At 62.7% G+C, this 12,984-nt stretch carries 9 protein-coding genes; 5 read left to right on the top strand and 4 right to left on the bottom strand.

The window, feature by feature from the left end; translation table 11 throughout:
• Nucleotides 1–9 precede the first annotated feature (9 nt).
• The gene (locus tag M2395_RS27230) at nucleotides 10–1,731 is read left to right on the top strand and encodes an acyl-CoA dehydrogenase family protein (RefSeq protein ID WP_015633835.1); all 1,722 of its coding nucleotides are present in this window, start codon (nucleotides 10–12) and stop codon (nucleotides 1,729–1,731) included.
• 35 nt (nucleotides 1,732–1,766) lie between these two features.
• Nucleotides 1,767–2,954: a CaiB/BaiF CoA-transferase family protein gene (locus tag M2395_RS27225; protein ID WP_015633836.1), complete on the top strand. Its 1,188-nt coding sequence runs from the start codon at nucleotides 1,767–1,769 to the stop codon at nucleotides 2,952–2,954.
• Nucleotides 2,955–2,957: 3 nt separating this feature from the next.
• Here M2395_RS27225 and M2395_RS27220 read toward each other — a convergent pair whose 3' ends face one another.
• The 3 genes from M2395_RS27220 to glnA form a co-directional block, all read right to left on the bottom strand.
• Nucleotides 2,958–3,464, bottom strand: a complete 507-nt coding sequence (locus M2395_RS27220; RefSeq protein ID WP_185057800.1) for a DUF4124 domain-containing protein — start codon at nucleotides 3,462–3,464, stop codon at nucleotides 2,958–2,960.
• Between the two features lie 68 nt (nucleotides 3,465–3,532).
• Nucleotides 3,533–4,087: a chorismate mutase gene (locus M2395_RS27215; protein WP_077933223.1), complete on the bottom strand. Its 555-nt coding sequence runs from the start codon at nucleotides 4,085–4,087 to the stop codon at nucleotides 3,533–3,535.
• Nucleotides 4,088–4,224: 137 nt separating this feature from the next.
• Nucleotides 4,225–5,631 carry a glutamate--ammonia ligase gene (glnA, locus tag M2395_RS27210; protein WP_011058761.1) on the bottom strand — a complete coding sequence of 469 codons (1,407 nt, stop codon included), beginning with the start codon at nucleotides 5,629–5,631 and terminating at the stop codon, nucleotides 4,225–4,227.
• Nucleotides 5,632–5,962: 331 nt separating this feature from the next.
• Between glnA and thiI the strand changes: the two genes are divergently transcribed.
• Together thiI and typA are read left to right on the top strand one after the other, a co-directional pair.
• On the top strand, nucleotides 5,963–7,417 hold the full coding sequence (thiI, locus tag M2395_RS27205) for a tRNA uracil 4-sulfurtransferase ThiI (RefSeq protein ID WP_011058762.1): 1,455 nt from the start codon (nucleotides 5,963–5,965) through the stop codon (nucleotides 7,415–7,417).
• A 139-nt stretch (nucleotides 7,418–7,556) separates the two neighbouring features.
• Nucleotides 7,557–9,377, top strand: a complete 1,821-nt coding sequence (gene typA, locus M2395_RS27200) for a translational GTPase TypA (protein ID WP_019093868.1) — start codon at nucleotides 7,557–7,559, stop codon at nucleotides 9,375–9,377.
• Nucleotides 9,378–9,646: 269 nt separating this feature from the next.
• On the opposite strand, the gene M2395_RS27195 is transcribed toward typA, so the two are convergent.
• Complete coding sequence (locus tag M2395_RS27195) at nucleotides 9,647–10,087, bottom strand: YkgJ family cysteine cluster protein (RefSeq protein ID WP_026020056.1); 441 nt, start codon at nucleotides 10,085–10,087, stop codon at nucleotides 9,647–9,649.
• Nucleotides 10,088–10,356: 269 nt separating this feature from the next.
• Between M2395_RS27195 and M2395_RS27190 the strand changes: the two genes are divergently transcribed.
• A complete protein-coding gene (locus M2395_RS27190; RefSeq protein WP_041115300.1) occupies nucleotides 10,357–12,807 on the top strand; it encodes a glycogen/starch/alpha-glucan phosphorylase in 2,451 nt (816 codons plus the stop codon).
• Nucleotides 12,808–12,984: the final 177 nt, after the last annotated feature.

Here is a 12,984-nt window from a genome sequence, read left to right as displayed (position 1 = left end):
AGACGCGCCATGACCGCCGAGCCCCGCCCCATTGAAGACAGCCTCAACATCCCCGACAGCCGCGGCATCAACCTGTTCGAGTGCGACGCCGGCCTGGCCGCGCTGCTCCAGGTCTACCTGCCCTCGGCGGTCTACCAGCAGTGGTTGCCCACCTTGCAGCACCTGGGCGCCCGGGCCGGTGGCGAGCTGGATGTGCTGGCCCTGAGCGCCGACAAGAATCCCCCGGTGCTGCAACCGCGTACCCGCCGCGGCGAGAACCTGCAAAGCATCGCCAAGCATCCGGACTACGTCACCCTGGAACGGGTGGCCTTTGCCGAACTGGGGCTGGCTGCCATGAGCCACCAGCCCGGAGGCCCGCCGCCGCTGATCAAGTACGCCCTGACCTACCTGTTCGTCCAGGCCGAGTTCGGCCTGTGCTGCCCGGTGAGCATGACCGACTCCCTGACCCGCACCCTGTGCAAGTTCGGTACGCCGGAACTGGTGGCGCGCTACCTGCCGCAGTTGCAGTCCCAGGATTTCGAGACGCTGTTCCAGGGGGCGATGTTCATGACCGAACAGGCCGCCGGTTCCGACGTTTCACGCACCGAAACCCGGGCCCGGCTGGAAGATGGCCAATGGCGCCTGTTCGGTGAGAAGTGGTTCTGCTCCAACCCGGATGCCGACCTGGCCATGGTCCTGGCGCGCCCGGAAGACGCACCACCGGGCATGGCCGGGGTGACCCTGTTCCTGTTGCCCAAGGTGCTGCCCGACGGCTCGCGCAACCACTATCGGATCCAGCGCCTGAAGGACAAGCTGGGCAGCCGCTCGATGGCCAGTGGCGAGATCACCCTGGAAGGCGCCACGGCCTACCTGATCGGTGAGGTCGGCCGCGGTTTTCAGCAGATGGCCGACATGATCAACATGTCGCGCCTGTCCAATGGCGTGCGCGCGGCGGGGCTGATGCGCCGGGGACTGAGCGAGGCGTTGTACATCGCCCGCCAGCGCCGGGCCTTCGGCAAGCACCTGATCGAAATGCCGCTGATGCAGCGCCAGTTGCTGAAGATGATGCTGCCCGCCGAACAGGCGCGCTCGATGTTCATGCAGATCGCCAGCTTGCTGCCCCGGGCCGATGGCGGCGATGAGACGGCGCGCAAGTGCGTGCGGATCCTTACGCCGCTGATCAAGTTCCGCGCCTGCCGTGATGCCCGCCGGGTGACCGGCGATGCCATGGAAGTGCGCGGCGGGGTTGGCTATATCGAGGAGTGGAGCGATGCCCGGCTGGTGCGCGATGCGCACCTGGGGTCGATCTGGGAGGGCACCAGCAACATCGTCGCCCTGGACATTGCCCGGGCGGTGACTCGGGAGCAGGCGCTGGAGCCGTTGCAGGGCTATCTGGCCGGGCTGCTGGCCGAGGCCGATTTGCCACCGGCGAGCCGCCGGCTGTTCGATTCGGCCCTGTTGCGCACCGTGACCGGCTTCCATGCCGTGGCGCAGCAGCGCCGGGACGAGCAGGTGCGGCAGGTGGGCAGCGTTCTCTATCACCTGGCCAGCGCCATCTTCATGGCCTGGGAGGCCGCGCGCCAGGGTGCGGACCATCGGCGCCTGGCCCTGGCTCACCTGGTGCTGGTGCACAAGGTGTTGCCGCGCGATCCGTTGGGCCTTGAGCCGGTGATCGATGCCGAGCTGCTGGTGCGCCTGGCCAATGAAAGCCCGCTGTCCCAGGCCCAGGCCATGCAATTGCTGCCGGCCTGAATGGCCGTCCTTGTCCGATCTGCCGGAGTACATCCATGACGTTTGCCCAAGGCGCCCTGGCGGGCGTGAAAATCATCGATCTCAGCCGTGTGCTGGGCGGCCCCTACTGCTCCCAGGCCCTGGCCGACCACGGCGCCGACGTGATCAAGCTGGAACCTTTGAGCGGTGATGAGACCCGGGGCTGGGGGCCGCCTTTCGAAGGTGATGACGCGGCGTATTTTCGCGGCATCAACCGTAACAAGCAGGGGATCGCCGTCGACCTGTCGCGCCCCGAAGGCTTGGAACTGCTGATGCAGTTGCTGGAAGGCGCCGACGTGCTGATCGAGAACTTCAAGCCGGGCACCCTGCAGCGTTGGGGCATCGGTTACCAGGAGGTGCTGAGCCAGCGTTTTCCGGCGTTGATCCACTGCGGGATTTCCGGCTTTGGCGCCGATGGCCCGCTGGGCGGGCTACCGGGTTACGACGCGGTGATCCAGGCCATGGCCGGGCTGATGAGCGTCAACGGCGAAGGCGACGGCGGGCCGTTGCGCATCGGCCTGCCGATTGTCGATATGGTCACCGGCCTGAATGCCCTGGCGGGGATTCTCCTGGCCCTCAACGAGCGCCAGCGCAGCGGCCTCGGGCAGTCACTGGACATCTCCCTGTACGACTGCGGCGTGTCCCTGCTGCACCCGCACCTGCCGAACTACTTCGCCGCCGGCCAGACGCCCAAACGCACGGGCAACGCCCATCCCAACATTGCTCCCTACGACAGCTACCGCACCGCTGGCGAGCCGATTTTCCTGGCGGTGGGCAACGACCGCCAGTTCGCCCGGCTGTGCCAGGAACTGGGGGCCGGCGCGTTGCTGGAGGACCCGCGCTTTACCGACAACGGCCAGCGCTCGGTCAATCGCGAGGCCTTGAAGCAGCAACTGGAGCATTACCTGTCGGCACACGACGGCGCGTTGCTGGCCCCGCGGCTGATCGGCCTGGGGGTGCCTTGTGGTTCGATCGCCACCGTCGACCAGGTGGTGGCTCATCCCCACACCCGGCATCGCGGGCTGCTGGTGGAACTCGATGGCTACCGGGGCATAGGTTCGCCGGTGAAGTTGTCGCGCACGCCGGCCAGCTACCGTACGGCGCCGCCGAGCCTGGGGCAGGACACCCGGGCGGTATTGCAGGGGCTGGGCCTGGATGAATCGACCATCGCCGCACTGCTGGCCAGCGGCGTGGTGCACGGTTGAGGCTCAGGGGCGGCGGGCCCGCAGCAGAGTGAAGCTGATGGCCGGGGTCTGTTGCAGGACCTTGTCGCCAGCCAGCACCTGCACCGCCAACCGGTGCTGGCCACGGTCGATATTCACCAGTTGCAGCTCGGGCCCCTGGCCGGCCTGGCCATAGGGCTGGCCATCCAGCAGCAGGCGCAGACGGTGGCCGGGCCGCAGGCTGGGCTGCAACTCCACCTGCACGCTGAAACTGCCGTTGTTGGCGCGCAAGGCACCGTGCTCCGGTACGCCGCTCAGTTGCAGCCGTTCGTAGGCCAGAAGGGTGCTGGCAGGTTGTGCTGCCGGCGTATGTGGCGCCGGGGTGGCCGGGCTGGGGAGGCGATTCGGCGCGGGCGTTTCAATCTGCCGGTACGAGGTTCCCGGCGGCTGGTCGCTATAGGCGCGATTACCGGCCGAGTCGGTGTACTGGTAGATCTGCGCGCCGGCTGGCAATGCGCTGATCCACAGCAGGCAAGCAATGACGAGGTGCATCTCGCTGATCCTGGCGGGTGCCTGAAAGGCTCCAGCATAGGGTGCTGCTGCGCGTGGCACAGGCGTGGTTAACCTTTGAACACACATAACTCTGCCGTGGCACGAACCATCGCCAGTCGTCGCAGTGGGTCGCTGCTGCTGGCCTGATTGGCCCGGGCCAGCCATTGCGGGCATTGGCGGTCGGTGCGCTGCGGGCTGAAGTCGGCCAGTTGCTGCAGCAGGCGTTTTTGTAACTGATCAAGTTGGGGGCGGATCTGCCCGGCCAGGTCCTGGCGCGGAGTGTCCGGTGCCCGGCCTTGCAAGTACCAGGTCGAGAGTCGGGCGTATTGCACCAGCTTGTTGGCTTCGATCTGGGCGGCGAAGAACTGCCCAACCGTTTCTTCGCTCAAGTGATAGGTTGCGGCCTGGGCGGTTGCCCCGGCGATCACCTGTTGTTCCCGCGGGCGGTCTTCCACGGCCTTGTGGCTGTCCCATTTGCTCAGGGCCACCTGATCGGCAATCGCCAGGCGTTCGCCGATGCTCTGCAGCAGCGGGGCGAGGGCGGGCGGGGCGTCACTGGCGCAGGCGGCGGTGGCGAACAGGCTGCAAGTCAGGGCGAGGCACAGGTTGAGGCGCGAAGTCATGGGCGGGCTCGGCTGCTGATGGGGAGACGGTGCCCATGATGCACGCAACCACCCCGGGCAGGGCAAATGCGCGGGCATAAAAAAAGGCCTCCCGAAGGAGGCCCCTTGATCACGCGGCTTGCGCCGGCGTTACCGGATCAGCAGCTGTAGTACAGCTCGTATTCCAGTGGGTGTACGAAGGTACGTACCTTGATTTCTTCTTCGCTTTTCAGGGCGATGTAGGCGTCGATGAAGTCGTCGCTGAAAACGCCGCCTTTGGTCAGGAACGCACGACCTTTGTCCAGCTCTTCCAGGGCTTCCTTCAGGCTGCCGCAAACTTGTGGGATCTCTTTGGCCTCTTCAGGCGGCAGGTCGTACAGGTTTTTGTCAGCAGCGTCGCCAGGGTGGATCTTGTTCTGGATGCCGTCCAGGCCGGCCATCAGCAGGGCAGCGAAGGCCAGGTACGGGTTGGCAGCCGGGTCCGGGAAACGGGCTTCGATACGGCGGGCCTTAGGGCTCGACACGTAAGGAATACGGATCGAAGCGGAACGGTTGCGCGCCGAGTAGGCCAGCATGACCGGGGCTTCGAAGCCTGGCACCAGACGCTTGTAGGAGTTGGTCGCCGGGTTGGTGAAGCCGTTCAGGGCCTTACCGTGCTTGATGATGCCGCCGATGAAGTACAGAGCGGTATCGGACAGGCCGGCATAGCCTTCACCGGCGAAGGTGTTCTTGCCGTCTTTCCAGATGGACATGTGTACGTGCATGCCCGAGCCGTTGTCGCCGTACAGTGGCTTAGGCATGAAAGTGGCGGTGCGACCGTAGGCGTCGGCCACGTTGTGCACGACGTATTTCAGGGTCTGGGTTTCGTCGGCTTTCTTCACCAGGGTGTTGAACTTGACGCCGATTTCGTTCTGGCCGGCAGTCGCCACTTCGTGGTGGTGAACTTCAACGGTCAGGCCCATTTCTTCCAGTGCGTTGCACATGGAGGTACGGATTTCGTGGTCGTGGTCGAACGGTGGAACCGGAAAGTAGCCGCCTTTGACGCCTGGACGGTGACCCTTGTTGCCGCCTTCGATGTCCTGGTCGGACATCCAGGAACCTTGTTCGGAGTAGATCTTGAACATCGAACCGGAGATGTCGGACTTGAATTTCACTTGGTCGAAGATGAAGAACTCTGGCTCTGGGCCGGCGAATACGGTGTCGCCGATACCGGTGGCTTTCAGGTGCTCTTCGGCGCGCTTGGCGATGGCACGTGGGTCACGATCGTAACCCTGCATGCTCGAAGGTTCGATGATGTCGCACACCAGGATCAGGGTCGGTTCTTCGGTGAACGGGTCCAGTACGGCGGTTTCGTCGTCCGGCATCAGGATCATGTCGGAGGCTTCGATGCCTTTCCAGCCAGCGATGGAGGAGCCGTCGAACATCTTGCCAGCTTCGAAGAAGTCTTCATCCAGCGCATCACGAGCCGGCATGGTCACGTGATGTTGAGTGCCCTTGGTGTCAGTGAAGCGCAGATCAATCCATTTGACGTCATGATCTTTGATGAGTTGAACCGACTTCGACATAGTGTCCTCCGGGTGGCTTCGGGCTTGGTGTTGGAGTGCCCTTAGAATGTGGGTGATGCCGGCGCGAATACTCTGCCATGGCAACCTGCCTCACAAGGGAGCAAATTGCATGCCAGTGCCCCGAGATGGGTTTTCTGCCCCAAAATCACGCTTTCTGCGACGTATTGGGTTGAATGCCGGCATTCGGCGCACTGCAATGTAGCGTCTTTGCCAATAAATGACCCGTTTTGGTGCATCGAAAACCTTCTGCACATAAACTGGTTAAACCTTGAGCAATTTCCGCTATAATCCGCGCCCCCCTTTTTCGGCTGGCCCAGCGCGCGCTGTTTTCATGAAACTAATCGTTAAAGTTTTCCCGGAAATCACCATCAAGAGCCGCCCGGTTCGGACGCGTTTCATCCGTCAGTTGGCGAAGAACATCCGTGCCGTGCTCCGCGACCTGGACCCGGCCGTGGTGGTCAATGGTGTGTGGGACAACCTCGAGCTGGAAACCGCCGTCAGCGAGCCCAAGGCCCTGAAGGACATGACCGAGCGCCTGAGCTGCATGCCCGGCATCGCGCATTTCCTGCAGGTCGACGAGTACCCTCTGGGCGACTTCGACGACATCGTCGCCAAGTGCAAGCAGCACTTTGGCGAAGCCCTCCCGGGGAAGGTTTTTGCCGTGCGCTGCAAGCGTGCCGGCAAGCATGAATTCAGCTCCATGGACGTGGAAAAATACGTCGGCAGCCAACTGCGTCGGCAGTGCGGCGCCGCCGGAATTTCCCTGAAAGAGCCTGAAATCGAAGTGCGGATGGAAATTCGCGACCAACGGTTGTTCGTGATCCACAGCCAGCACAACGGCATCGGCGGCTACCCGCTGGGCGCCCTGGAACAGACCCTGGTCCTGATGTCCGGCGGTTTCGATTCCACGGTGGCGGCCTACCAGATCATGCGCCGCGGCCTGATGGGGCATTTCTGCTTCTTCAACCTGGGCGGGCGTGCCCATGAACTGGGCGTGATGGAAGTCGCGCACTATATATGGAAGAAGTACGGCAGCTCCCAGCGCGTGCTGTTCGTCAGCGTGCCGTTCGAGGAAGTGCTCGGGGAAATCCTCGGCAAAGTCGACAACAGTCATATGGGCGTCATTTTGAAGCGTATGATGTTGCGTGCCGCGTCGAGCATCGCCGACCGCCTGCACATCGATGCGCTGGTGACCGGCGAGGCGATTTCCCAGGTGTCCAGCCAGACCCTGCCGAACCTGTCGGTGATCGACTGCGTGACCGAGAAACTGGTACTGCGCCCCCTGATCGCCAGCCACAAGCAGGACATCATCGACCTGGCCGTGGAGATCGGCACCGCCGACTTCGCCAAGCACATGCCGGAGTACTGCGGGGTCATCTCGGTGAACCCCAAGACCCATGCCAAGCGCCATCGCGTCGAGCATGAAGAGAAAGAATTCGATATGGCGGTGCTCGAGCGTGCGATCGAGCGGGCCAAACTGGTGCCGATCGATCGAGTGATCGACGAGTTGGGCCAGGATGTGCAGATTGAAGAAGTCAGTGAAGCGCTGGCCGGTCAGATCGTCATCGACATCCGTCATCCGGATGCCGAGGAAGACCAGCCGCTGGAGCTCGCGGGCATCGAAGTAAAAGCGCTGCCGTTCTATGCATTGAACGCCCGCTTCAAGGAACTGGACCCTACGCGCCAGTACCTGCTGTATTGCGACAAAGGCGTCATGAGTCGCCTGCATGCTCACCATCTGCTCAGTGAGGGACATGCCAATGTGCGCGTTTATAGACCGAGCTAAGTGCCCGGGGATGTTCGCCTGTGGCTTGCGTCACCGGCCCCCCGACGCCGCCGTCCAGCTGTAACGGCCAGGCCTGAATCTATTGTTAATCGCTGCCAGCATTTGTCAGCACACCGAATCCTCTGATCGAGATACACAAGTGATCGAAAATCTACGCAACATCGCCATCATTGCCCACGTTGACCATGGTAAGACCACCCTGGTAGACAAACTCCTGCGTCAATCCGGCACCCTGGAGCGCAACGAGCTCAACGACGAGCGCGTGATGGACTCCAACGACCAGGAAAAAGAGCGCGGCATTACCATCCTGGCGAAAAACACCGCCATCAACTGGAACGGCTACCACATCAACATCGTGGACACCCCGGGCCACGCCGACTTCGGCGGCGAAGTTGAGCGCGTAATGTCCATGGTCGACTCCGTGCTGCTGCTGGTCGACGCTCAAGACGGCCCTATGCCGCAAACCCGTTTCGTGACCAAGAAGGCTTTCGAAGCCGGCCTGCGTCCAATCGTGGTGATCAACAAGGTCGACCGTCCGGGCGCGCGTCCTGACTGGGTTCTGGACCAGATCTTCGACCTGTTCGACAACCTGGGCGCCACCGAAGAACAGCTGGACTTCAAAGTCGTCTACGCCTCGGCCCTGAACGGCATCGCCGGTCTGGACCACACCGAAATGGCCGAAGACATGACCCCGCTGTACCAGTCGATCGTCGACAACGTGCCAGCGCCAAGCGTTGACCGTGACGGTCCGTTCCAGATGCAGATCTCCGCTCTGGACTACAACAGCTTCCTGGGTGTGATCGGCGTTGGCCGTATCGCTCGCGGTCGCGTCAAGCCCAACACCCCGGTGGTGGCCATCGACGTCGACGGCAAGCGCCGCAACGGTCGTATCCTCAAGCTGATGGGCCACCACGGTCTGCACCGCGTAGACGTTGAAGAAGCCGCTGCCGGCGACATCGTCTGCATCAGCGGTTTCGACGAGCTGTTCATCTCCGACACCCTGTGCGACCCGACCGCTGTTGAAGCGATGAAGCCGCTGACCGTCGACGAGCCAACCGTTTCCATGACCTTCCAGGTCAACGACTCGCCATTCTGCGGTAAAGAAGGCAAGTTCGTGACCTCCCGTAACATCAAGGAGCGTCTGGACAAGGAGCTGCTGTACAACGTTGCTCTGCGTGTCGAAGAAGGCGACTCGGCCGACAAGTTCAAGGTTTCCGGCCGTGGTGAGCTGCACCTGTCGGTACTGATCGAAACCATGCGTCGCGAAGGTTTCGAAATGGGCGTTGGCCGTCCTGAAGTGATCATCCGTGAAGTTGACGGCGTGAAGCAGGAACCGTTCGAAAACGTCACCATCGACATCCCTGAAGATTCCCAGGGCAAGGTCATGGAAGAAATGGGCCTGCGTAAGGGCGACCTGAGCAACATGGTTCCGGATGGCAAGGGCCGTGTACGCCTGGAATACAACATTCCAGCCCGTGGTCTGATCGGTTTCCGTAACCAGTTCCTGACCCTGACCAACGGTGCAGGCATCCTGACCTCGATCTTCGATCGCTACGCTCCGATGAAGTCCGGCCACATGTCCGGCCGTCAGAACGGCGTACTGGTATCGGTAGAAACCGGCAAGGCCCTGACCTACTCCCTGGAAACCCTGCAGGCGCGCGGCAAGCTGTTCGTCGAGCACGGCCAGGAAATCTACAACGGTCAGATCGTTGGTCTGAACAGCCGTGACAACGACCTGGGTGTGAACCCAACCAAAGGCAAGAAGCTCGACAACATGCGTGCTTCGGGCAAGGACGAAACCATCGCCCTGGTTCCACCGGTCCGTTTCACCCTGGAACAGGCTCTGGAATTCATCCAGGACGACGAGCTGTGTGAAGTGACTCCTAAGTCCATCCGTCTTCGCAAGAAGATCCTGGACGAAGGCGAGCGTACTCGCGCTGCCAAGAAAGCCAAGAACTGAGTCTTTAGTTCCGGCTGAATGAAAACGCCCCCGGCCTTGCGGCCGGGGGCGTTTTTTTTGATCTGTGAAAAAGCTCGGGTCCTGTCGCCGCTGCCGAGCCTGCGAGGCTGCGCTCGACCGCGTAGCGGTCGTAAAACGGTGTATCTGAAACTCTGCAGTGGCCCGTACTGCGGCGGCTTTGCAGCCGTTCGCAGCCTCGCCAAGGCTCGGCAGCGGCTACAGGGCGGCAGGGTTACATGGGGAACAGGGTTGCAGGCGCAGGCCGGGGCTCAGAAGCGTTCCAGGGTCCGGCTGCTGGTATTGGTCGGGCGCACCTGGGGCTTGGGCTTGTAGGCGCAGTAACCCGGGCGCGGGCCGATCTTCGGATGGTTGCGGCAGGTGTCCGGGCGCTTGTCATAAATGGTGCACAGGCGGCTTTTACGATCCAGATACAGGCAGTCGTTGTTGCTCATGCGCTGCAGGGTGAAGATTTCCGACTTCTGGTTATAGCGCTCGACGATGCCTTCCTTCTGCAGGCGCTTGGCGATGTTCTTCGCCGGCTCGCCGCGTTCGAATTCATCGACGATGCCGATGCGGATCAGGTCCTTGATCTTCACTTCCACCGGCAGTGTGCAGCAGCTGGACATGCAGGAGCCGCACATGGGGGCGGTGTACTTGGCCCAGGTATCGAGACGATCGATTTCCGCGGCGGCGATCAGGTTGGACTTCATCAAGGTCATTTCCGGCAGGTGTTCCAGGGCGCGCGATCATACCGGGACTGGTGGATTTTTGAACGACTTTAGGTCGGATTTTTCTTCATGTGGCGCCGAACAATACCTGGCGGCACGGCAACTGCATCCTTTTCTCCCGCTGGCGCAGAAGACTCCCTGTTTAGCCGAGCCATTTGAAATAGCGCCGAACCAGAGCCTTCGCCTCGTGTCAGACCGACTAGGCTCAGACAATTCCATGCTCACTGTGTATCTCGTCAGAGGTCGTATCGATGACTCAGGAACCCCTTGTTCGCGACGCTGAGGTGGCCGCTTTTCGCGAAGCCGTCTTGACCAAACTCACCTACGCGGTAGGCAAAGACCCGGATCACGCCTTCGACCACGACTGGTTCGAAGCCATTGCCCTGGCCGCGCGGGACCACATGGTCGACCACTGGATGGATCACACGCGGCAGATCTACCGCAAGGGCCAGAAGCGGGTGTACTACCTGTCCCTGGAGTTCCTTATCGGCCGCCTGCTGTTCGACAGCCTGAGCAACCTCGGGCTGCTGGAGGTGGCCCGCGAGGCCCTCACCGACCTGGGGGTGGACCTGGAGCGCATCCGCCTGCTGGAGCCCGATGCGGCCTTGGGCAACGGTGGCCTGGGGCGCCTGGCGGCATGCTTCATGGAAAGCATGTCGACCCTGGGCATCGCCGGCCACGGCTACGGCATCCGCTACGAACACGGGCTGTTCCGCCAGGCCATCGTCGATGGCTGGCAGCAGGAGCAGACCGAGCACTGGCTGGATTTCGGCAACCCCTGGGAGTTCGAGCGCCCCGAGGTGATCTACTCCATCGGCTTTGGCGGCAGTGTCGACACCGTGACCGACGAGGCGGGCAACACCCGGCAGGTCTGGTGGCCGGCGGAAACGGTGCGCGCGGTGGCCTACGACACCCCGGTGGTGGGCTGGCGCGGGGCCAGCGTCAACACCTTGCGCCTGTGGCGGGCACGGGCCATGGAAGACCTGCACCTGGAGCGCTTCAATGCCGGTGACCACCTGGGCGCGGTAGCCGAAGTGGCCCGGGCCGAGAGCATTTCCCGGGTGCTGTACCCGGCCGACAGCACCGAGGCCGGCCAGGAGCTGCGCCTGCGCCAGGAATATTTCTTCGTCTCGGCGTCGCTGCAGGACCTGCTGCGCCGCCACAAGAACATGCACGACTCGGTGCTCAGCCTCGGCGAGCACGCGGCGATCCAGCTCAATGACACCCACCCGTCGATCGCCGTGGCCGAGCTGATGCGCCAACTGGTCGACCTGCACGGCATCGCCTGGGACGCGGCGTGGCAGATCACCGTGGAAACCCTCTCCTACACCAACCACACCTTGCTGCCCGAGGCCCTGGAAACCTGGCCGGTGGGCCTGATGGAGCGCATGCTGCCGCGGCACATGCAGATCATCTACCTGATCAACGCCCAGCACATCGACTCGCTGCGGGCCAAGGGCCTGCACGATTTTGACGTGCTGCGGGCGGTGTCGCTGATCGAGGAAGACAACGGCCGCCGGGTGCGCATGGGCAACCTGGCGTTTCTCGGCTCCCACAGCGTCAACGGCGTGTCCGGGCTGCACACCCAGCTGATGCGCAGCACGGTGTTCTCCGAGCTGCACAAGCTGTACCCCGAGCGCATCAACAACAAGACCAACGGCATCACCTTCCGCCGCTGGCTGTACCAGGCCAACCCGCAACTCACTGAAATGCTGGTAGAGGCCCTGGGCCCCGAGCTGCTGGACAGCCCCGAGGAACTGCTCAGGGGGCTCGAACCCTTTGCCGAGAAACCGGCCTTTCGCAAACAGTTCGCCGAGCAGCGCCTGCACAGCAAGCGCGCCCTCGCGGCGATCATCCATGAGCGCCTGGGAATCGCGATCAACCCGGCGGCAATGTTCGATGTGCAGGTCAAGCGCATCCACGAATACAAGCGCCAGTTGCTCAACCTGCTGCATACCGTGGCGTTGTACCAGGCGATCCGCGCCGAGCCGGAAACCGACTGGGTGCCGCGGGTGAAGATCTTCGCCGGCAAGGCTGCCGCCAGCTATCACCAGGCCAAGCTGATCATCAAGCTGACCAACGACATCGCCCGTACGGTGAACAATGACCCCACGGTGCGCGGCTTGCTCAAGGTGGTGTTCTTGCCCAACTACAACGTCAGCCTGGCGGAAAGCATCATTCCTGCCGCCGACCTGTCGGAGCAGATCTCCACCGCCGGGTTCGAGGCCTCGGGCACCAGCAACATGAAGTTCGGCCTCAATGGCGCGTTGACCATCGGCACCCTGGACGGCGCCAACGTGGAGATGTGCGAGCAGGTCGGCGCGGAGCACATGTTCATCTTCGGCCTCAGTGCCCAGCAGGTGGAGGCGCGCAAACGCAATGGCGAGTTCAGCGCGGTGCCGGACATCGCCGCCTCCCATCGGCTGAACGATGTGCTGCAGGCGATTCGCGGCGGGGTGTTCTCCCCGGACGATCCGTCGCGCTATACCGCGCTGATCGATTCGCTGATCGATTACGACCGGTTCCTGGTCTGCGCCGATTTCGACGCTTACTGGAACGCCCAGGCTCGGGTCGAGGAGCGCTGGCACGACTCCAAGGAATGGTGGCGTTCGGCGGTGCTCAACACTGCGCGCATGGGCTGGTTCTCTTCGGACCGGACCATCCGTGAATACGCTACGGAGATCTGGAAGGCCCTGGAATGAGGCCCCTGAGAAAATTCTAGAAGTGTGTACAAGGCCCAGCGTTTGTTGGGCCTTGCCGATATACTGGGCAGCGTTTTGCCTCCCCGGCGGTGTCTTTTGTCTGGTGTCCGGCTTCCAAGCGGGGAGGGGCCTTTACCGGTTTACCGGCGCGGGCACCCATACGGTTGCACCCGTCCG

Source organism: Pseudomonas sp. BIGb0176 (genome assembly GCF_024810175.1).
GTDB classification, from domain to species: Bacteria; Pseudomonadota; Gammaproteobacteria; order Pseudomonadales; family Pseudomonadaceae; genus Aquipseudomonas; species Aquipseudomonas protegens.
This window is presented reverse-complemented; position numbering and strand designations above follow the sequence as displayed.